General features: G+C 62.5%; 18 protein-coding genes. 4 read left to right on the forward strand and 14 right to left on the reverse strand.

Annotated features, from left to right (window positions below):
- Positions 1-143 precede the first annotated feature (143 nt).
- Complete coding sequence (locus U741_RS0100170) at positions 144-2117, reverse strand: FAD-dependent oxidoreductase (RefSeq protein WP_029888474.1); 1974 nt, start codon at positions 2115-2117, stop codon at positions 144-146.
- Positions 2118-2311: 194 nt separating this feature from the next.
- On the opposite strand from U741_RS0100170, the gene U741_RS0100175 reads away from it, so the two are divergent.
- Positions 2312-2722: a nuclear transport factor 2 family protein gene (locus U741_RS0100175; RefSeq protein WP_029888475.1), complete on the forward strand. Its 411-nt coding sequence runs from the start codon at positions 2312-2314 to the stop codon at positions 2720-2722.
- A 28-nt stretch (positions 2723-2750) separates the two neighbouring features.
- On the opposite strand, the gene rsgA is transcribed toward U741_RS0100175, so the two are convergent.
- Complete coding sequence (rsgA, locus tag U741_RS0100180) at positions 2751-3722, reverse strand: ribosome small subunit-dependent GTPase A (protein WP_052378346.1); 972 nt, start codon at positions 3720-3722, stop codon at positions 2751-2753.
- Between the two features lie 612 nt (positions 3723-4334).
- Between rsgA and U741_RS0100185 the strand changes: the two genes are divergently transcribed.
- Positions 4335-5297, forward strand: coding sequence for an IS110 family RNA-guided transposase (locus U741_RS0100185; RefSeq protein ID WP_029888477.1), 963 nt, complete (start codon positions 4335-4337; stop codon positions 5295-5297).
- A gap of 32 nt (positions 5298-5329) precedes the next feature.
- Here U741_RS0100185 and U741_RS0100190 read toward each other — a convergent pair whose 3' ends face one another.
- The 9 genes from U741_RS0100190 to U741_RS17455 form a co-directional block, all read right to left on the reverse strand.
- Positions 5330-6958 (reverse strand): ABC-F family ATP-binding cassette domain-containing protein, encoded by a 1629-nt coding sequence (locus U741_RS0100190; RefSeq protein WP_043110144.1) that lies wholly within the window; start codon positions 6956-6958, stop codon positions 5330-5332.
- A gap of 212 nt (positions 6959-7170) precedes the next feature.
- Positions 7171-8100 carry a retron St85 family RNA-directed DNA polymerase gene (locus tag U741_RS18785; protein WP_084154570.1) on the reverse strand — a complete coding sequence of 310 codons (930 nt, stop codon included), beginning with the start codon at positions 8098-8100 and terminating at the stop codon, positions 7171-7173.
- Complete coding sequence (locus tag U741_RS19110) at positions 8097-9128, reverse strand: retron St85 family effector protein (RefSeq protein ID WP_152551434.1); 1032 nt, start codon at positions 9126-9128, stop codon at positions 8097-8099. The genes U741_RS18785 and U741_RS19110 overlap by 4 nt, the downstream gene beginning before the upstream one ends.
- Before the next feature lie 290 nt (positions 9129-9418).
- Positions 9419-10411 (reverse strand): hypothetical protein, encoded by a 993-nt coding sequence (locus U741_RS18100; RefSeq protein ID WP_052378347.1) that lies wholly within the window; start codon positions 10409-10411, stop codon positions 9419-9421.
- On the reverse strand, positions 10404-10475 hold the full coding sequence (locus U741_RS20060; protein WP_436240232.1) for a hypothetical protein: 72 nt from the start codon (positions 10473-10475) through the stop codon (positions 10404-10406). The genes U741_RS18100 and U741_RS20060 overlap by 8 nt, the downstream gene beginning before the upstream one ends.
- Positions 10457-10906 carry a sigma-70 family RNA polymerase sigma factor gene (locus U741_RS17450; RefSeq protein ID WP_200872648.1) on the reverse strand — a complete coding sequence of 150 codons (450 nt, stop codon included), beginning with the start codon at positions 10904-10906 and terminating at the stop codon, positions 10457-10459. The genes U741_RS20060 and U741_RS17450 overlap by 19 nt, the downstream gene beginning before the upstream one ends.
- Before the next feature lie 7 nt (positions 10907-10913).
- A complete protein-coding gene (locus U741_RS0100205) occupies positions 10914-12620 on the reverse strand; it encodes a vWA domain-containing protein (protein WP_052378348.1) in 1707 nt (568 codons plus the stop codon).
- A gap of 147 nt (positions 12621-12767) precedes the next feature.
- The gene (locus tag U741_RS0100210) at positions 12768-13703 is read right to left on the reverse strand and encodes a hypothetical protein (RefSeq protein ID WP_152551435.1); all 936 of its coding nucleotides are present in this window, start codon (positions 13701-13703) and stop codon (positions 12768-12770) included.
- A 66-nt stretch (positions 13704-13769) separates the two neighbouring features.
- The gene (locus U741_RS17455) at positions 13770-14849 is read right to left on the reverse strand and encodes an OmpA family protein (protein WP_161776071.1); all 1080 of its coding nucleotides are present in this window, start codon (positions 14847-14849) and stop codon (positions 13770-13772) included.
- A gap of 641 nt (positions 14850-15490) precedes the next feature.
- On the opposite strand from U741_RS17455, the gene U741_RS0100220 reads away from it, so the two are divergent.
- Positions 15491-16408: a SphA family protein gene (locus tag U741_RS0100220; protein WP_029888483.1), complete on the forward strand. Its 918-nt coding sequence runs from the start codon at positions 15491-15493 to the stop codon at positions 16406-16408.
- Position 16409: 1 nt separating this feature from the next.
- Here U741_RS0100220 and U741_RS0100225 read toward each other — a convergent pair whose 3' ends face one another.
- The gene (locus U741_RS0100225; RefSeq protein ID WP_052378350.1) at positions 16410-17081 is read right to left on the reverse strand and encodes an HD domain-containing protein; all 672 of its coding nucleotides are present in this window, start codon (positions 17079-17081) and stop codon (positions 16410-16412) included.
- Between the two features lie 89 nt (positions 17082-17170).
- On the opposite strand from U741_RS0100225, the gene U741_RS0100230 reads away from it, so the two are divergent.
- A complete protein-coding gene (locus U741_RS0100230) occupies positions 17171-18079 on the forward strand; it encodes a LysR family transcriptional regulator (RefSeq protein WP_052378351.1) in 909 nt (302 codons plus the stop codon).
- A 20-nt stretch (positions 18080-18099) separates the two neighbouring features.
- Here the strand turns inward: U741_RS0100230 and U741_RS0100235 are convergent, their stop codons facing one another.
- Together U741_RS0100235 and U741_RS0100240 are read right to left on the reverse strand one after the other, a co-directional pair.
- On the reverse strand, positions 18100-19710 hold the full coding sequence (locus tag U741_RS0100235) for a zinc-binding metallopeptidase family protein (RefSeq protein WP_200872649.1): 1611 nt from the start codon (positions 19708-19710) through the stop codon (positions 18100-18102).
- A 72-nt stretch (positions 19711-19782) separates the two neighbouring features.
- Positions 19783-21462 carry a carboxylesterase/lipase family protein gene (locus U741_RS0100240; RefSeq protein ID WP_052378352.1) on the reverse strand — a complete coding sequence of 560 codons (1680 nt, stop codon included), beginning with the start codon at positions 21460-21462 and terminating at the stop codon, positions 19783-19785.

Genomic DNA, 21462 nt, shown 5'->3' on the forward strand with positions numbered 1-21462 from the left:
ACTCGCGGCGGTTGCTGCCGACCATCACGGGAAGATCCGCAGCACCCCTTTCAACGCCTCAATGCGATGGACGTCTCGCATCCGGAGCGCCCGTGCGGATCGGTCACGGTCCGTGAGGACTCACAACGGGCGGGCGTCGCGCGTCACAGCGCCAGGCCGGTGTGGTAGCCCTCGGCAATCGCCGCCTCGATGAAGCGCGGGCTGAGGGCATCGCCAATTGAGTGCACGGCGGCGACGTCATCGCCCAGGGCATCGCGCAGTTCGCTGTTGGGTTGGTTGAAGCCGACCAGCACCAGCGTATCGGCCGGCACGGTCTGCGGCGCCGCGTCCTGGGCGGGGTCGAACAGGGTGGCGCTGCGGGCCTCCACGCGCGCCAGGGTGGCACGCGTATAGGCCGTGAAGCGCCCGGTGCGGTGCAGGCGGGCATAGGCCGGCCCGGCCCGGAAGCAGGCATCCATCAACGGTGCGAACGCCGCGTGACGGGTCACGTAGCTGACGTGCAGCCCGCGCTGGATGAGGTATTCCGCAACGGCAATGCCCTCGTAATGCCCGACATCGTCGAGCACCACCGCACTGTCGCCCAGTTGCTCGCGGGGCAGTGACAGCACGTCTTCGGACGACAGCACCGTGCGCTGCGCCAGCCCTTCGATGTGCAGCCCGGGGCGATGTCGCTGGCCGCCATCCAGGCGTGCACGCGCGCCGGTGGCGATGACCACCGCATCGGGCGCCGCACGCCGCACGTCGTCGGCGTCCACGTACTGGCCGGTCTGCACCTCAACACCTAGGCGGCGCAGTTCGGCCTCCTGCCAGAAGGTGATGTCGCCAAACGACGCCATCTTCGGCGCATGACGGGCCGCAAAGCGCACCGTGCCGCCCAACTGGGGGCGTGCCTCGAACAGCGTGACGCGATGGCCCCGCAACGCCGCCACGCGGGCGGCTTCCATCCCCGCGACGCCGCCGCCAATCACCATGACCGTGCGCGGCGTGTCGGCCTGGGTCGGCTCGGGCACGGTGGATTCCAGGTTGGCACGCGGGTTGACCGCGCAGAACGGTTCGCCCGGCGGCAGAAACAGCCCGCCGATGCAGCGTTGGTTGCAGGCGATGCACGGACGAATCTCGTCCACCCGGTTCTCGCGCGTCTTGCGCACGATGTGGGGATCGGCGAGGTGGGCCCGCACCATGCCCACCAGATCGGCCTGGCCGAGCCGCACCGCCTGATCCACTTCTTCCACCGTGCGGAAACGGCCGGTGACCAGCACCGGCAGCGTCACCTGCGACTTCACGTCACCGTTGTAGGGCAGTTGGTATCCGGACGGCTCGTGCATCGGCGCCGCCATCATCTCGGGCGCGCTGTACTCGCCCACGGTGAGGTTGAGGTAATCGACCAGGCCGTCGGCCTCGATCATCGCCACCACCTGCATCATCTCGTCGAGCTCGACCAGGCCGGGCCGTGTTTCGGGGCCCATCCGCACGCCGACCACAAAACCCTTGGGCACGGCCGCACGAATGGCGCGCAGCACCTCCAGCAGAAAGCGCGCGCGGTTGGCCAGCGTGCCGCCGTAGTCATCCTCGCGATGATTGATGGCGGTGGCCAGAAACTGTCGCAGCAGATAGCCGTGCCCGGCGTGCACCTCGCAGCCATCAAGCCCGGCATGGGCCACCCGAACGGCCGCGTCGCGATAGGCGGCCACGATCTCGTTGATCTGCGCGGTGCTCATGGCGATGGCCTGCACACCCACCATCACCCCCGGCGTGGTGGACGCCGACCACGGCGGCGAGCCGTTGGCCGTGAACCCGTTATGCCCGCCGTGCCAGAGCTGCACGATGGCTTTCATGGGGTACGGGGCCATGCGCTCGGCGAACTGTTGCAAGCCCGGCACCGACGCGTCATCCCAAACCGCCAGCCCGTTGGGGTGCAGCATCGACGACCAATGAATGGCGGCGCCACCGGTGATGCTCAGCCCCACGCCGCCGCGGGCTGCCTCTTCATGCGCGGCGATGAAGCGCTCGCCCACCCGTCCGCCCGGCGTGTTGTTGGCGGTGTGTGCCGGCCGGAAGATGCGGTTGGGAACGGTGATGCCGCCAATGCGAATCGGCGAAAAGGCCTGCTCAAACATGCGTTGTTTCTCCTCGGGCAATGGGGTGGCGTCTTCTAGGGACGCTCATTGACGATGGCGATGTTGCCGCCGGACGGTGACGGCCCGGTGCGGCGTTATTGCGTTACCCATTTTTTTACCATATGGTCAGAAATTGCAATGCTGCGCGTTGCAAGCCCAACCACAAACCAAAAAATCATCGAGAGGAGCCCGCCATGAACCCAACCCGAGCCGTCGCCCAGCGCTACATGGACTTGCTGTGCACGCAGAAATTTTCAGAGGCGTTCGACATGCTGTCGGCGCAGGCGCAGTACCGCATCATTGGCACCACCGCCGTGTCGGCACCCATGATCGGGCGCGACACGGTGAAGGCGACCCTGGTCCCGGCCTTGCTGAGCTTTCAGAAGCCCCCGGAACTGACCTGCCACGAAATCATTGTTGAACACGACCGCGCCGTGTGTCTGGCCTCGGGCGAAGGCGTGGGCCCCAGCGGCCTGCCCTACGCACAGCCGCACTACGCCATGGTGCTGGGCATCGAAAACGACGAGATCGTTGACGCGATCGAGTTTGCCGACACCGTGGCCGTTGAAGTCAGCCTGCTGGGCAACAAGCTGGTCCCGGCCTGAGGCGGCAAGACGCAGCCGAGCCCGCCGCTCAGCCCTTGCCGCGCCGAAACTTCGCGGGTTTGGGCGTGAGGTGGTCGCGATACGCCGCCATGCGCTCGGGCGTGACGGCGCTGATCACCGCGCAACCCGGTTCGTTGCGATGCTGGCAGTCGCTGAAGCGGCAGGTCTCGGTGAGGGCGCGAATGTCGGCGAAGTCGTCAGCAACCTGTTCTTCGACCAGTTTGAGTTCGCGCATGCCGGGGGTGTCGATCAGGCAGGCGCCGCCGGGCAGTTGCCGCAGAAACCGTGCGGTGGTGGTGTGGCGCCCCAGGTCATCGGTGGTCTGCGTCTCGGCGGTGCGTTGCACTTCGGCGCCCAGCAGGGTGTTCATCAGGCTGGACTTGCCCACACCCGACGAGCCCAGCAGCGCCAGCGTATGACCGGGCTGCAGGTAGGCGGTCAGCAATTCGCGCGTCGCAGGTTTGCGCGGGTCCATGAGCAGCACCGGCGTGTCCAGCCCGGCTTGCTGCTGAATGGTGGCGCGTTGCGACGCGGCATCCGCCACACGGTCGGCCTTGGTCAGGGCGATGACCACCCGCACGCCGCTGGCCTCGGTCATCTGCTGGTAGCGCGCGAGGCGCTCGGGCTTGTAGTCGCCGTCGAGGCCCATCACCAACAAGGCGGTGTCGACATTGGCCACCAGCCGCTGACGGCGCCCGTCTTCACGGCTGCGTTCCAGCAGGCTGAAACGCGGAAGACACTGCACCAGCCAGTGCCCTTCCGCCGTGAACATGGCCCAGTCACCGACGGCAATGCCGTCACCCTCGGCATTCATCTGCTTCAGCAACGCGGGCTGGGTGCGGGCGGCGTGCTCACCAAACGCGCCACTGACACGGTACTCGCTGCGGTGCTGCTCAATGACCCGTACCGGCACGGTATTGGACGATGCATCGACCATGGATGCGGCCAGCGTGTCGTTCCAGCCCAGACGGGTCAGGGCGGCAAAGTCAGCGGGGGTCATGCGGCATGGCGTGGGGCTTTGAGGGATGCAGGCGCTCAGACTAACCGACCCACAGACGCCGCAGCACGCCGTCACCGTCCGGTTGGGCGTGCACGGTCCGCGGCTGGAGCGTGGGGCGTAGGGGGGATAGAGCAACGCGAAATCCACCGCTTGAGGTCATGAACCTGCCGGGCGGAGGTCAGGCTTTTTGGCTGGACCGTTTGTGGGTGTGGCCGCGTTTGTCTGGTGGGTTTCGCTGCGCTCTACACACCCTACGACCGAAGTCGATGCCTTGTTCTTGAAAGTGAAGCACTGCACCACGCGCGTGCGGCGTAGGGTGGATAGAGCAACGCGAAATCCACCGCTTGGGGTCATGAACCTGCCGGGCGGAGGTCAGGCTTTTTGGCTGGGCCGTTTGTGGGTGTGGCCGCGTTTGTCTGGTGGGTTTCGCTGCGCTCTACCCAGCCTTGTGTATTGTTTTTCAGCGGTCGTAGTAACAGCCGGAGAGCCCGTCCCACCCTGGGTCTTGCAGACCGTTTCGTAGCTTTTGGAGCCTCTGGCTGGTTTTCTTTCTAAAACCCGAATGGTTGCTCGGACCGTGGTTCGGAGTCCGCACTTTTTCAAGGAGGGGTCATGGAAAGTATCAGCGTGTATCGCAGTGCCTTGGGAATCGACGTCTGTGCCGAGCGTCTGGATTGGCATCGACTGCCAGAGCGGAGTCGCGGCGAGGTTGCCAACACGCCAGACGGCATCCAGTCGCTGGTCGCCGATCTGCGAAAGGTCGGCGTGGACATCGTGGTGATCGAAGCCACCGGCGGTCTGCAACGCCAGGTAGCGAGCGCCCTGGTCGCCGCCGGGATCGCCGCAGCCGTTATCAATCCGCGTCAGGTTCGAGACTTCGCCCGCGCGTCGGGGCAACTGGCCAAGACCGATCAGATCGACGCCCAGGTGCTGGCGCTGTTCGGTCTGCGCCTCCAGCCCCAGCCGCGCAACTTGCCCGATGCAGCGGCCCTGGAACTCGCCGATAAGCTCGCCCGGCGCAGTCAGTTGGTTGAAATGAGCGCCGCCGAAAAGAATCGTCGGCATCGCGCCAGCACGGCGATGAAACGCTCCATCGACGGGCATCTGGCCTTTCTGGACCAAGCGATCAAAACCCTCGACCAAGACCTCGACGACACCCTGCGCGGCTCGCCCGCCTGGGCCGAGAAAGTGGCCTTGCTCGAAGTCGTCACCGGCGTCGGGCCACAGACCCTACGACGGCTGCTGATCGATCTGCCAGAACTGGGGAAGCTGGATCGTCACGGCATCGCCAAACTCGTGGGGGTGGCGCCGCTCAACCGCGACTCCGGCACGTTCCGCGGCAAGCGCGCGATCTGGGGCGGGCGCGTCAAGGTGCGCAACACGCTGTACATGGCGGCGCTGTCGGCCAGTCGCTTCAATGTCCCGCTCAAAGCCTTCTTCGAGCGTCTCAAAGCCGCCGGTAAACCGCACAAAGTCGCCCTCGTCGCCGTCGCACGAAAACTCCTCACCATCCTCAACGCCATGCTCCGCGACACCTCCGCATGGAACCCTAAACTCGTCGAGAAAAGAGCTTGACGAAACATGGTTGCTACGTCGAGGTCACCGGCTCAGGCCGCCTTGTTCTTGAAGTTGCGCTGCGCCTTGCGGCGGGTCTCGCGCAACCAGGTGGCGTAGTCGTCCAGATCACCGTCGAAAATTTCGCAGGTGCCATCGGCCACGCGCCACAGCGTGTCACAGACGTTCTGCACCAAGTGGCGGTCGTGGCTCACCAGCAACACCGCGCCAGCGTAGTCGTTGATGGCCATTTCCAGCGCCTGCCGCATTTCAAGATCGAGGTGGTTGGTGGGCTCGTCCAGCAGCAACAAGTTGGGCCGCATGTAGGCCACCAATGCCAGCGCCAGCCGCGCCTTCTCGCCGCCGGAGAACGGCTCAATCGGCCCCATCTGCTGGTCGCCGTGAAACGAGAAACGCCCCAGATAATCGCGCAGGTTTTGCTCGCTGGCCTTGGGGTCCAGCCGCCGCAAATGCAGGAACGCGCTGGCCGTGGGGTCGAGCTGTTCAAGCTGGTGCTGCGCGTAATAGCCCACGCGCAGATCGGGCGAGCGAATGATGTCGCCGCCCAGAAACTCCTGGGTGCCGGCGAGGCTTTTCATCAGGGTTGATTTACCCGCGCCATTGGCGCCCAGCAGCGCCACGCGCTCGCCCGGCTCCAATGACAAACGCAGATTGCGCAACAACACCTTGTCGCCGTAGCCGACCTGGCCGTTGCTGATGTGAATCACCGGGCTGGGAATTTTCTCGGGCCGGCGAAAGCGAAACTCGAACTCGTTTTCGGCCAGCACCGGCGCGACCATTTCCATCCGCTCCAGCGCCTTGATGCGGCTCTGCGCCTGGCGCGCCTTGCTGGCGTGCGTCTTGAAGCGCTGGATGAACGACTGCAGGTGCGCGACCTTTTCCTGCTGCTTGGTGTGCATCTGCGACTGCTGCGCCAGCCGTTCGGCACGCTGCCGCTCGAACTGCGAGTAATTGCCCGCGTAAAGCGTGGCGCGCTCGCGCTCGAGGTGCAGCGTGTGCGTGCACACCGCGTCGAGAAACTCGCGGTCGTGCGAAATCAGCAACAAGGTACCGTTGTGCGTGGCCAGGGTTTCCTGAAGCCACAGCGCGGCGTCCATGTCGAGGTGGTTGGTCGGCTCGTCAAGCAACAACAGGTCAGAGCGCCGCAGCAGCGCGCGCGCCAGGTTCAAGCGCATGCGCCAGCCGCCGGAAAAACTCGCCACCGGGTTTTCCTGCTGATCCGGGACGAAGCCCAGGCCATGCAGCAACTGCGCAGCACGCGCGCGGGCGCCGTAGCCGTCGATGGTGGTCAGGCGATCATGGGCATCCACCAACGCATTGATGTCGGCTTCGGTGGCGTGGTGCTCGATGCGTTGTTCCAGATCCCGCAGGCGGGCCTCGACTTCACGCAGTTCAAGGTCACCGTCCAGCGCGTAATCCAGCGCCGGCTGCTCCAGCGCCGGGGTGTCTTGCGACACGTTGGCCAACACCACGTTCTTCGACAGATCAATGCGCCCCAGGTCGGGCAGCAGCTCGCCGCGGATGGCGGAAAACAGCGTGGACTTGCCCACGCCGTTCTTGCCAATCACCCCCACCCGCTGGCCCGCGTACACGGTGCAGGTCGCGCCCTCAATGAGGGTGCGGGTATGACGGCGAATCGTGATGTTCTGAAGGGCGAGCATGGGGCGCGGAGTGTACGCGGTTGAGGCGCGTACGCGGCAGTGCGAATGAGTCAAATCGGCGAGTGCGGTCAAGCTCCGCCAGCCGGTCGTCAGGCACTCAGCTTTTGAAAGGTCTGCTCCACAGGGGGCATTACGGAGTGACGGTTTGAGTTTCTATCGGTGGAGCGCCGCTTCACTATCATTCGGCGCAATTTCATTCCGCCCTACGGCCCTCAAGCAGCTGGATTCTTCTTTCGATAATAATCTTGAAGGCGCGATTTAAATCCAGGCTCCACAGATTCCACAAAAGCGAGTAGACCCTCCAGTTGCATTACTTCAGATTCGTCCAGTTCGCCCTTCCAAAATCGGTGATACATAGCTCTTGCTGTCCTCTTTCGCTCTCTTCCCACGGATAATTTTTTGTCAGGGGTAAGAACCAATCCTGTGACTACCCGTCGCCCGGCTCTTGAGCCAAGTACGGTTTTTTCTTCCTTTATGCGAAGTTTAGGATATTCTAGACCTCGAACAATCATCTTCACTTGATTACGAACATCATGAAGCCAGCCGCCGCTCAAGGACGAAAATGTTAGATCGTCTGCATATCGTGTATACCGAACCGGCAACTTCTCCTCGATTAGATATGATTCGACTGCGCAATCAAATTCGAAAAGGATAGAGTTTGACAACACAGGTGATGAGGGCGCCCCGATACAGAGCTCAAGCGGCGGAATCCGATGGGGAGCCCATGTGCAAGAGCGAACCACTACATCTCTATCCTCTTGGCTGAGGTTTATACGACTAAGTGACTGTAGATGAAGGTCGATATCTTTTCCCTTTATAGAGGGGAAAAAGTTCTGAAAGTCCATTTTAATAAAATAATTACTTTCTTGGTGCGCCGATGCATTAATCACAATCGACGACCCTTTTTCATAAGCTGTGGCAGACGGGTGGACTGGGAGGTGATCTCTTAAGTTACTAATTAGCCACCGCTGAATTAATTTAACCTCTCTAGCAGGTTGCGCTACCAATCTTGGAGTGCCATCGCGCTTCGGTATCGAGAATTTCTTATATCTAAGCGGCGCGGTCCTAACAATTTTCTCTAGGTGCCCGGGCAGCATCCCTAAAGCTTCGGCCATTTCTTGAAAGATGCGTGAATTTCTCATCTCGACCTCCTTCTGGAAAGCGCATTGGTGATCGCGAGAAATCTCTTTTTGTCAAATTTTCTATAGAATTCCAATGCATCAGCGCGAAATCTTGCAGCATCGAGAATCATCGAATTTGCTCGGAGCGTCAAGTAACTTCGATCATCTGCGCAAACATAGAATCTTTGCTTCCCGCGGGCCTCTAGATCAATAAGGCCTGTGTTCTTGAGAATGTAAAGAATCTGCCTCACTTCATCGCTAGTCATATGAAGGTCAAATGTGTTGAGTATTGATTTTATTTCACCCTCTGTTATTGCGGACATTATGCTGACTAATTCAGCAACAAGCAGCGCCTTGTGCAGCCATTCTTCCTTCTGAAAAGATTTCTCACCCCCTGGAGTATGTAAGCGCCCCCGCACTTCATCGGCAAGTTCCGCTTGCAAAGAGGTTGCTAGCTGCGCACTAAACTCCCCTCTGCTTCCATGCCAAGAATAACAAGAGGCCGGATTATTATGTGTCTTTTCCAGATAATCAACTGGACCAAGTCGAATAAATGAATCCGATTTATAATGCTCGTCGGCGATGACAACGAGCAATTTTTCTCTAAAATTTTCGACGGCAACAAAAAGCCCTAGTTCTGCCAATGAACCTGGGCTTTCAAGTATCAAAACAATTACCGAGGAAAGTTCGGCGAGGTGCTGCTCAAATATCAGGAGATCGGAATAGACTGAATCATGCGCCCAGTCCTTGTAGTGTTCTGCAAGCCTGATGCGAGGCTCGAGCGCCCGATCCTTGACTAGCTGCCTGTATAGAGCGTCTCGAACAGATGCGGGATGTCCACTATTGGCGTCTGCCTCTCCTCCGCACAAAAAAATAAAGCCTTGATAAGGCTTTACATTGCATTCATCGAGTATGGCCTTAGCGAGAAGCGCCTCTCTCGGTTCACCTGTCAAGTTCTCTTTACCTGATCTGTGCCGCAAACTACCGGCGGGATTTCCGAGGACCGAGGCACCGAGACCGCAGGGAATCCCGACGGTAGTTTGCGGCAATAATCCCAGTCAATCGATGTAAGTCTGGCGAAACGCCCGACAATTCTCCTACGCTCCCAGCCCAATGCGTAGAAAAGCGCGTAAAGAGATAATTATCGTAGGCCAGCAGACCGAAAGAAGCAACATCCGACAGCCATTCACTAGCCGCTTGCCTGCTCATGGCAGTGCTAGGCTTTCGGCGACACACAACTCATTACCAATTTCCGCAGGGCTGAGCCAACGGTGGGGGAACCATGTTGCACTTTCCGCTTGGCCGACACACTACGTTGTAAGGCAACTTGGGCAGCTCGCTAACTACACCCCTCCACAAAATCCACCCCCGGCGGCACGCCCAACCGCCAACGCTCAACGATGCCCTCCGGCGTCATCTCAAAAATCAGCCGCGCGGTGCCGCCCGCGGGGGATTCGACGGTGATCACGTCGGCGCCCTCGACGTACTTGTGCGGCGTGACGGTGAGGTTGCCTTCGTGGCGTTGCTCCACGGTGGCGCGGGTGTCGCCCACGCGAATGCCGCCGGGCGCTTCGAACTGCGGGCCGGTGACGTCGTAGCGGGCGAACCGGCCATTCACCAACATGAAGGAGATGCCGAAGGCGGACTGGGGTTCTGCCAAGAGTTGGCGACAGGCCTCGGGCTCGTTGCCCTGCACGGTGAGCGGCCTGCCCCAGGCAATGCGCACCGACTCTTCATCGTCACCAAACAGCGCCGGGCCAAAGCCGTTGAAGGAATGGGTGGGTGGGTCTTCACGCTCTGCATCGGCCTGCGCAGCGACCTGATCCTCCGCCATGTTGGGCGGTGAGGAGAACGTTACCGAGGGCGGCGCAGGTAACGGCGGCGCGGTGGCCAAGGCACGCGGCGGTGCTTGTCGTTGCGACAGCGCGGCTTGGGATTCCGCACGCACCATGGCCTGCTTTTCGGCCTTTACGTCGGCGTCACGGGTTTCTGGCTCGGGCGACCTTTCAGCCCGCTCTTCCATCACCGCGACGGGCGCCGAGGCACGGTGGGCAAAGTCGGCGTTGTGTGACTCATCGGTCTGCCACACCTGCCAGACCAGCGGCACGGCAATCATCAGGCTGGCAGCCAAGCCCACTGGCACGGCCCAGCGGCGGACGCTGCGACGGCGGCGCGGGGTGGCGCTACGCGCGGCGGCCAGAATGGCGGCATCCAGCTCGGGCGGCGGGGCGTCGGCAACCTTGGCAGCGCGATAGCGGGCGCTCAGCGGGTGTTTGCCTGCCAGGTATTGCGCCAGGTCGCGGTCGTCGGGGTGTTCGGGTTGGTCAGTCATGCAGCACCTCCCGCAGTTTGGCGAGTGCGTAGCGCAGGCGGCTTTTCACCGTTTCGCGGCCCACGCCCTGGATGGTGGCATCTGCTCAAGCGTGAAGTCCTGCTCCTCGCGCAGGACGATGATTTCGCGTTGCTCCGGCGGCAGGGTTTGCAGCGCGGCCAACAAACGATAGGACTGCTGCGCCTGCTCGGTCAGCCGTTCGGGGTGACCTTGCTCGGGCGCGGGCAGGTCGTCGGGCATTTCGTCATTGGGCCGCTGGCTGCGGTAATGGTCCATGAGCCGATGATGCGCCAGGGTGTACAGCCATGCGGCGAAGGGTGCGTCGGCGCGGTATCGGTCGCGGGACTGGATCACCTTTTGCCACACGTCCTGAAAGGCTTCGCCCGCCAGATCCGGCGGGCGAACATGGCGCAGAAAGTAGCGATAGAGGCTGTCCTTGTGGCGGCGATACAGGCGCTCGAACGCCCCCGCATCGCCGCCCGCCCAGGCCAGCATCAAGTCGCTATCCGCATCCCCGTTCAGAAACGCACTCCTGAGACTCCATGGCGCCGGTGCGTACCGGTTGCGAAAGACTATCTGCAAGCTGCACCAACTGCAGAAATTCCGAGCGCCAGCCGTCGGCATCATCACCTCGCGCGGCACGTGCCAACGCCAGCAGCGCGCCGTTGTCGAAGCCCTCGGTGTAGCGCCCACCGCGCAGGTTCTGGCCGAAGGCGGCCACCGCTGCGGCAAAGCGGAAGGATTCGCTGGCCTGGGACAGGCTGGTTTTCACCGCATCGCGACCGATGGGCTGCTCGATGAGGCGACTGGCGGTTTCGCCCGGCTGCTTGTAGAGCAGCCGCAGATGGGCCAGCTCCTGCGCCGTGCCGGCGGGCTTGTTGCTGCCGTAGCGCAGGGGCGCAATGCGTTCGCCACCGCTGCCGACCAAGGCAACTTCGTAGAGCGCCGTGACGTTGTGCCCGGCGCCGATGTCACCGGCATCAACCTGGTCGTTGCTGAAGTCTTCACGTTCCAGCGCCCGGTTTTCGTAGCCGATGAGGCGGTACTCGGCGACCACGGCGGGGTTGAACTCAACCTGGATCTTCACGTCGCTGGCGATGGTGAGCAAAGTTGATGCGCGACTCGCCACCAACGCCCGGCGCGCTTCTTCCAGGCCGTCGATGTAGTGGTAGTTGCCGTTGCCGCAGTTGGCAAGTTGCTCCATCAAATGGTCGTTGTAGTTGCCGGTGCCGAAGCCCAGGGTGGAGAGCGCCACGCCGTCTTTGCGTTCGCGTTCGACCATGTCCATGAGCTGTTCAAAGTTGGTCACGCCCACATTGAAGTCGCCGTCGGTGACCAGCAGTACGCGATTGATGCCACCTTCGATGTTCCCCTGCCGGGCCATGGCGTAGGCCAGTTCAATACCGGACGCACCGGCGGTGCTGCCGCCGACCTGCAGACGGTCCAGCGCCGAAATAATCTTCACCCGCTCGCTGGCCGGGGTGGGCTCCAGCACCACGCCAGACTGCCCGGCGTAGGTGACCAGGCTGATGCGGTCATTCGGCCCCAGTTGCTGCACCAGCATCTTGAGCGAGGACACCGCCAGTTGCAGCTTGTCGGGGCTGTGCATGGAGCCCGACACATCCACCAGAAACACCAGATTGGACGGCGGCAGCGGTCCGCTGGCTTGCCAGCCCTGCAGGCCGATGCGCAGCAGGTGCGTCTTGGCATTCCATGGCGTGGGCGCGATTTCGGTGTGCACGCTGAAGGGTTGTGCGCGGTCTTTCGGCGGCGCGTAGCCATAGTCGAAGTAATTGATCATCTCCTCGACCCGCACCGCGTCCTGCACCGGCAACTGCCCCTGCCGCAGAAAGCGCCGCACATTAGCGTAGGCGCCGGTGTCGACATCAATGCTGAAGGTGGACACCGGCTGCTCGGCGGCGCGCAGGATGCCGTTGTCCTTGAGGTGCGCGTAGTTTTCGCGATGCTGCTCCGGCGGCGGGGCGTAATAACCGGGCATGACGCCGCCATGGAAACTTTCGGCCATCCGCTTTTGCGAGCGCACCATCGCCATGTCGGCGGCGGCTGCGGGCGCTGAGGGACGCACCATCGGCACCGCCATCTCGGACTCAGCCCGCCCGCCCACGGCTTCATCCTGCTTCGACGTCTGCGCACAGGCCGTGACCAAGGCAAAGGCCGCGCCCGCCACCATCCACTGTTGTTTGCTCATCGTTCCGCTCCATAGAGAGTAAGACCACGCTGACTACAACGCGGCGGATTGCGGAATGGGGTTAAACGACAGCCAAAAAAAACCGCGAGGCAAGCTCGCGGTTTTTTCGAATCAGTGCAGCGGACCAAAGCCCGCGGTCACTCGGCGTTACGTGGTCGGAATCAAACCCCCAAGACCACCGCCCGGCAGCAGCACGTCGCCGAGGAAGTCGCCCACCTCACCGAGAACGGTGCCGAGGTCGCCGGTGATGCCATCGAGCGCGGCAATCAGGCCGCTGGGAATACCGTCGTCGGGTGAGCCCATCAACAACACTTCCAGCCCTTCGGCCAACTGGCCTTGCTGGAACAAGCCTTCGACCAGATCGGCCAACGCGCCGTTGCTTTCGAGCAGGTCACCCAGCGTGGCGACCAACTGGTCGGTGGCTTCGTCGGTGAGGGTCGGGCTGGCAGCACCCGCCACGCCGCCGGAAGTCAACAGCAGGTCGACCAGGCCGGTTTGGTTGCCGTCACCACTGATCAGGCACAGGGTACCCAGCGGGGCCTGGCAACTGGCGTCGCTGCCGTCGATCAGCAGTGCCTGCACCAGACCGACGCCGCCGTCTTCACTCACCAGACCCATCAGGCCCTGACCTTCATCGTTGGGCAGCAGCAGGTTGGTCAGTGTTTCGGCCAAAGCGCCCATGCCGTCGCCGTTTTCGCCCAGCAACAGCAGCGTCAACCCTTCCTCAAGCTGGCCGTCGGCGACCAGTCCTTCCACGATGCCAGCCAGATCGCCGTCATCGTTCTCAAGCGTGAAGGTTAGGGCTTCGACCAACGCATCGGTATCGATGGCGCCGGCAATCGGACCCAGAGGGCCGTCGGGTGCCAGCAGCACATCGACCAGACCGCCTGGATGAGAGTCGCCACCCAGCACACAGAGGCCGGACACCGGCGTCGCGCAGTTGGTGGTGTCGGCCACGCTGCCGGGGGGCACGTTGCCACCACCGCCGCCGCCGGGGAAGCCGTCGGCATCAACACCGTTGGCTTCGCAGCCGAGCAGAAAAACCGCCGCGATGGCGGGTAACAACATAGATTTCAATTTCATGGGATCACTCAATTCAGTTCAATGGGCGCCCGGCAAACAAAGCCGGGCGCACTCGGGGTAGGCCGATCAGTTGAGGATGCGGAGCTCGACACGGCGGTTGCGCTCGCGACCTTCTTCGCTGTCGTTGTCGGCAACCGGTTCGGCTTCTCCGTAACCACGGGCGGTGATGGTGTTCTTCACGCCCTTGGACATGAAGTAATCACGCACCGCGTTGGCGCGGCCTTCCGAAAGCGTCTGGTTGTATCCCTCAGCGCCCTGACTGTCAGTGTGACCTGCCACTTCGACTTCCATGTCCGGGTACTTGTTGAGCACCAGGGCCGCGAGGTCGAGGATGGTTTCGGCATCCGGACGCAGGCGCGTCTTGTCGAACTCAAAGGTCACACCATTAAGCGGAATCAAATTGCCCAACGGGCAGCCAACGCCGTCGACACGCTCACCTTCGGGCGTTTCGGGGCACTGATCGCGGTCGTTGATGACTCCGTCGCCATCGTCATCACGCAGGCCTGATGGCACTTCGACCACCGTGGGCTCGACGGGCTCAGGCTCGGGCAGCGGCTCGGGCGTTTTCATCAGCGGAATTTCGATGCCCAGACCAAAACGGATGTCACCGTATTCGGACTCGAAAGTGTCAAACATGTAACGCGCCTCGGCGCGCAGTCGAATGTCGCCGTACTTGAAGACCGGACCGGTTACAAAACCCAGACCCGCATTCGCCAGCAGGTCAAACTCGTCGTCGTTGGGAGACACGTCATTGTAATTGCCGCCCACACCAATCAGCGCGAAGGGCGTGAAGCTGCTGCGGTCGCCGAAAGAATAGGTCAGGTCAGCGGTCACGCCGTGACGATAAAAATCGGTGACGCCGGGAACGTCGGTCTCAATCGTCTCTGAGAACAATTGTGCCTCGACACCCCAGTTACTCGGAAACTGCCAGCCGTAGAGCACGCTGAAGCCGACGGCTTCGTCAGTGTCGGCGTCGAGCCCCAGCTCGTTGAGGCGAAAGCCGCGATCGTCGTCGGCCATGCTGTAGGTGCCTTGAACACCGAAGTAACGCTGTGTGTCGTCCGCGTGAGCGAGCATCGGCAGCGGAGCAACCAGCCCCAACGCCAACAGCGCCTTCGACGTGCTGGCTAAACGAAATATCTTCATGAAATCCATCCCTCAATTAAGTGGCTTAAAGCGTGCCGATTTTTTTAAAACATTTGTACGCAAAAATTAATCGGTCGTGCAGGCCATTGTGCGGCGCACCATGTTCGAGCCCCAGTCAGATAATGTGGATGTTCTGTGTAGGGCATCGCTTACGCTGATTGCGCGTATTGCGACATCGAATGCACATTTAAGATGCACCCTTGGTTTCGGTCGTGCATGGAGGGTAAACACGCCGGGGCGGCCGCAGATACGCCCGTGTGCCAGATGCGCGCACACCGTCGGACAACACGTGAACGGCGGACGGTCAGGGCGCCACGGTGAAGCGCGCTGGCGCCGGAGGCCCGAAAACGGTGCATCGCGCTAAATTCTGTCGTTCAGACATTGTGCGCTTGCATACTTGGCGAGGGTCAACGAAAATCACGGCGTTGTAACCCGCCAGATTCATTCACGGGACGCCGGATACTCCGGAAATGTCCCTGACAACGAAAAAGCCGAACCGCCGCAAACACCTTTGTTTGACGTCGAGCCCCCGTGCCGCAAGGAACCACCGCCACACCGCCAACGCGACCCTGCGTCGAGTCGGGTGCGCGCAAGCCAAACGCCACGCTCTTCGCAATGACTTGCCTCATCGGAGCACTTACATGCCGCTTGCCCAGCCTTTCTCACCACGCGCGCGCCGCCTGCTCATCGCCCTCGCCTTGGGCGTTGCCACCACACCGGCCATCGCCGCCGAGACCGGACAGACCTACTACGCCCATGGGGCTCAGGTCGCTTATTCCGGGATCATGCCGGCGCCTGGCAAGACCCAGTTCTACGGCTACTCACTGTTCTATGACGCTGCCACGCTCCGCGATGGGCAAGGTGACCGGGTGCCGGGCGTCAGCGCCCAAGCCTTCGCGTTGGCCCCGCGCGTGCTCTACACCTTTGAGCAACCCTGGCAGGGATTCAAAGTCTCGGTTGGTGGCTTTTCACAGGCCATCAGCTCGGGCCTGAGAACACCCGCAGGCGATGCGTTCGACAATGGCGTGACCCTGTTCGGCCCCGAGGCCTACCTGAGCCGCTCGTTCGGCGATATTCACGTGATGGCCGGCCTAATTGCCTACCTGCCGTGGGGCAACTACGACCCGAACGCAGCCGTCAACGTCATGCTCAACCGCTACGGCGGCGCCATCAACACGGCCTTGAGCTGGTTGCCGACCCCGCGTTGGGACATCTCCTTCACGTTCGGTCACGAATTCAAAGGCCGCAACCGCGACACCCAGTATCGCGACGGGCAACAGACCGGCCTCACTTACGGTGTGGCGTATCGTCCGTTTGACGACATGCGCTGGGACATCGGCTTCAGCGGCAACTACACGGTGCAGATCGAGGACGACCGCCAGTCCGGTGTCACCGTGTCGGGCCAGCGCCTGCGCAAATTCGCCATCGGCCCCAAGGCCAGCTTCTGGTTTACCCCGACCACTGCGGTCATTCTGCAGTGGCACAAGGAATACGAAGTCCGCAACGCACCGCGCGGCGATCTGTTCTGGCTGCTGTTCGCCTTCCCGCTGGGAGGCTGATCTACCAGCGCAGGATCGGCACCGGGTTCAGCGGATTGCGCAGCATCCACTTGAAGGTCACCCGCAGCACCTCGTTCGGGTAGAACGCGCTGATCGGAAAAGCTTCGCGCACCTGATGCACGAAGCCTTTCGGCAGGCCAAAGCGGAACATCGCAAACGACACGTCGCACCAGTCGGCGCGGCGAATCGGCTCCACCCAGTCGCGATGCTCGGCTTTGTAGGCGGTGATTTTGTGGTGCGACTCAATCATCAGCCGCATCTCGGGTTTCCACTGGCCTTGCCCAATCTCGTCGAGGTACGCCGCGGCCTGATCGGCTGACGGCCGCAGGTAGTCGAGGTTGTCGTTGGGCCACGCGGCAATGTCATGAAACACCGCAGCGATGGCGATCTTGTCGTCACGCTCAGGGCTGGGTGGCGTCCACTGCCGGGCAAAATTGAGCATGCGGTAGACGTGACCGCGATAGCCGTTGAACACCGCATCCTTGCCGCCAAAGACCGTCCGCCGCGCCTCAAGCAGTTCGTCGATCAACGGATAGCGGTAGACGATGCCATCGCCACGATCCAGGGGCTGATCGCTGCAGTTCGCGCCATCGGGGATAGTGCCGTGTGCATGCGCGGCGCAGCAGGATCGGGGCGTGGCGGCTTCGGTCGATGAGCGGGGTTCGGTGTTCATGCGGCGGCTCCAGCAGTTGATGTGCACCAAACCCTACGCTGGCCGCCAGCCTTGCACTAGCTGCTAATCTGCAATTTGATATTGCACAGATGCAACACCTTCTGGCCAAGCCCATCACGCCACTCAACTGGAACGACATCCCCATTCTGCTGACGCTGGCCCGCGAGGGCTCGATGCGCAAGACCAGCGTTCGCATGGGCGTCGATACCTCGACCATCAGTCGCCGCGTGGCGGCTGCCGAGGCAAGCCTGCAGGCGCGGCTGTTCATTCGTGGCCCTTCGGGTTACCGACCGACCGATGCCGGGCGCGCCTTCCTCGCCGCGGCGGCGGGCATTGAGGACAACATTCATTCCTTGGTGTCGGTGACCCAAACCGAGTCCGACGCGATCAGTGGTGCCATCCGCATCACCTCGGTCGATGCCCTGCTCAACGATTGGCTGATTCCGCGACTCCCGACGCTGCAAAAAGCCTTCCCGCAGTTGCAGGTCACCGCCATTGCCGACAACCACGCGCTGTCGTTCATGCGCAGCGAAGCTGACCTGGCGTTGCGCGTCGCCCGTCCGCAGCAGGACGCGGCCATCCTGATGCGCCGCGTCGGCACCATCGGCATGGCGGTTTACGGGGCGCGTGCCTTCAGCCGAACGCCGCGCGCGCAATGGGGCGACCTGCCGTGGCTGACGTTCAACGACGACTTGTCAGACGCCGCAGAGATGCAGTGGCTACGTCGCCACGTCCCCAGTGCGAAAAGTCCTTTCCGGTGCAGCGCCATGTCGAGCCTGATCAAGGCCTGCGAGGCTGGCCTGGGTCTGGCCCTGTTGCCCTGTGTGGCGGTCTCGTCAAAAAAGCTCGTCCGGCTCAGCGATGGTCCGGCGCTACAGCGCGAACTCTGGCTGCTGCGGCACCGCGACGCCGCGAACATCCGGCGCTTTAAGGAAGTCGCCGATTGGCTGGTCGGACAAATTGACGCCGATCACGCGCGGCTGTCAGGCAAGTTCTGAGCGAAGCGCTTCGTGGCGTGTCACCCGTCTGATGCCAGGCACGGTCCGAGAATGCTGTCGTCCGGCGGCTTGGTTCGCAGCACCGCGAGTTCTGCATCGAGCTTGTGCTTCGATGCGTTCTCGTCCAGCCCCAAGGTCTTGTCGCCCGCGCGCAGCTGCGCGGCCGGCACGCGATCCGCGCGCTTGATGAGCTCGGCGAGCATGGCGGTTTGCCGGGCGGCAAGATCGGCATCGAGCTTGTCCATGTGGCCGTCGGCAACGACGCCCAGCAGATAATTGGGACCGCCAATCACGCCCACATGCGGCACACCGCTTTCATGAAAGATCGACCCGGTGGTGATGCCCGGCCCGTGCTGAATACCGTGTTCGCGAAGGTCGAACTTCGCAAAGCCTTCCTTCACGTAATCGGTCAGCACGCCGCCGGTGGTGGCGAAGTTCATGTATTCATTGCGGCCGGTGGGGCCATAGCCCTTGCCGGGAATGTCCTCCCACTCCGGTGCGCCGAGGTGCTCAATCGTGAACGCGGCGGCAGCGCGCTTCATCAGATCAGGGTGATCTCGGCACCAGCCCTCACACTCCGGTAGCACACCGGTCATGTGGCCCGGCCAGCCGACAAACACCAGCGTTCGGCGCAGACGCTCGTCGCCCGACAGGCTGGCGAAGTGTCGGGCGAGTTGTACGAGGGTCATGCAGCCGTTTTCTTCGATGAAGTTCTGGCCGTCGGTGTGCGTGTTGATGATCATCACTTCATCGCTGCTGCCGGGCAGGATGGCAGTGAGCGACGGCACGTTCGACGCATTCCATTGCGCGTGCAAGGTGAGTCGCGCGCGGGCGCCACGTTTGGCGAGGCGACGAATCGCCTCGCCGGTGTCCTGCCCGACAAAGAGCGCCGGGAGCGGTGGTTGGTAGGGGTTGGAATGCGGCGAGAAATTGTCCTGAATCATGTCGGATGACACGTCCATGATGATGATCACCGCCGCCGCACCCCGGGCCAGCGCCGCCTCGATCGCGAAGGGCGGCGTCATCCACAGGCGCTTGTAGGGGCGGTCGAGATAGTCATCCCGCTGCGCTTCGGGCACATGAAGATGATGCGGGTTGGCGAGCTTGCGAAGGGTCGTGGGCGGCAACACGGCATCGAACACCACGATGCTGCCCTTGGGCACTTCGCCGAGGTGCGTCGGGCCGCTTTTGACCAGGGTGCCGCCGTAGACCAGCGATGCGGTGATGCCCTCCGCAGGCGTGGACGCCGAGCGCACGTAATAGGCCACCTTGGGGACGGGCTTGAACGCGCCGCCATCCTCAACCTCCAGGCCATAGGCGAGCGGATCCCAACGCGTGTAGGGGTAATGCTGGCAAGGACCCAAGGTGAGGCCCAGCGCTTCAAATTCGCGCGCCAGCATGTCGACAAAGCGGAGGTGATTCGGATGCCCCGGCAAGCGAGGGCCGAAATCGACCATGCGCTGATAATCGTGCCGAATGGTGTCGGGGGATGGCAGCGGCACCTTATTGGCGGCCGCCGCAGGGGGCGCGCCCCAGAGCGGACCAGCCGGCAAGGCCAGCGCCCCGAGCCCCCCGATGCCCAGCATCACCTCGCGCCGGGTGATGCCGCGATGGTCGCTGTCTTCACGCATGGTGTCTCCCCACATCGCCGTTTTGCTGACCCTTTATGGGTCTCTCAAGGTTCTCTCTCGTACCGAGCCGCGCTAGCAACCGCCAGGCGCGCAGACCTCGTCGTCAGTGGCATCGAAGATGAACTTGCTGTCGCTGCCCTCACCAACGTCGAAGGGCATCCATGGCGACGGCAGGCCGGGCACATTGGGATCACCGTTGTGAAGGAATGCGCCAAAGGTCTCCATCATCAGCGCTGACAGCGCCTCTCGGCCGGCCTGGTTTTGCTCGATGAACGACTTCGAGAAGATGTTGTTCTCGAAGTTGCCGAAGATGAAGGGCAAGTCCATGGAATGGCCGGCGCCATAGACCGTGTGCCAGGGCTCGGGTGCGCGATCCCAGTCGAAGCGATAGGCGTAAACCTGCGGCACGTGCGCCGCCACCTTGGCAATGCTGCCGTCCACATCCGCCAGCCGGAACAACAACTTGTTCATGACCCACATGTAGGCGTTGTAAGGCACGTTGGTCCACGACGACAGGAACCAGGGCTGGATGAGATCGTGCACCTGCAAGGGCTCTGCGCCCTCAGGCTGCGGCTGCACCATCATCGTGAAGCGCTGCGGCAGGTCCACCTTCAGCACGTGTCCGATCAGCAGCTTGGCCTCGTCGCGGGTGGTGCCGATCAGGGTCGGCACCTGTATGAATTCGCCCGCCTCGTAAGCGGCCGGCAAGTCCACCGGCATGACCACGCCATCGCCGAAGTTGCCCGGCAGGGCGGGCAGCGCTTCGCGGTTGGCGCGCCAGGTATCGATCAGCTCGGCTGCCGACTTTTCGTGCAAATACTCACGCAGCCATTGCGGGTCCTTCTCGGCGATCAATGTGGCGGCCGCTTTAGGGTCCGGAGCGAGGCCATCGCTGACCATCAGGTGCGCGGTCAGTGCCTCGACAAAGACCGCGCCCTCCTCAAGGGTGTTGGACTTGCTGATGCCGGCGCTGAGCACGAGGGCTTTCTGGAACAGGCCGTCGGCGACTTTTGAGCCCATCACCCGGTAGACCATGAACCCGCCGGCAGACTGGCCCATCAGGGTGACATTGCCCGGGTCACCGCCGAAGCGTTGCGCGTTGTCCTGGATGAAGCGCAGCGCCTGAAGGGTGTCGAGCGTCGCAAAATTGCCCGAGTTGGATACCGCGTCGTCACCCGCCAGAGCCGGATGCGAAAACGCGCCGAAGATGTTGAGCCGATAGTTGATGGTGACGACGATGGCCTTGGCCCTGGCGGCCAGGCGCGAGCCTTCGTAGATCGACTCGCTGGAATGCCCGATGACCCCCGACCCACCGTGCACAAACACCAGCACGGGCAGATCGCCAGTCGCGTCATCCGGGCGCCAAATATTGAGCGTCAAACAGTCTTCCGCGCCGATGGGTTTGCCAAAGGTTTCGAGGATCGCCATGCCCCAGGGCTTGCCCTCGGGCGGCGGGCCGTAAAGCGAGCCGATCTGCATGCAGGGGCTGCCAAATGTCGAGGCGAGCAGTGGCTCAGTCCAAGGCGCGGGCGCTTGCGGGGCCCGCCAGCGTTGCTCGCCGACCGGGGCGGCGGCATAAGGAATGCCCAGCCACATGGTCACATTCGGCTCGCGTGCTGCCACGCCCTGGACCGGCCCATAAGTGGTCGTGACCGGATCAGGCACCTCCGAGGTAACGGCCGGCTGCCCCTGCCCCGGCAGGGCGAACAGACTCAGCAGCAGGCAGAGTGTGAACTGTTGAAGTGATCTCAT

It is taken from the genome of Polycyclovorans algicola TG408 (genome assembly GCF_000711245.1).
Classification (GTDB): domain Bacteria; phylum Pseudomonadota; class Gammaproteobacteria; order Nevskiales; family Nevskiaceae; genus Polycyclovorans; species Polycyclovorans algicola.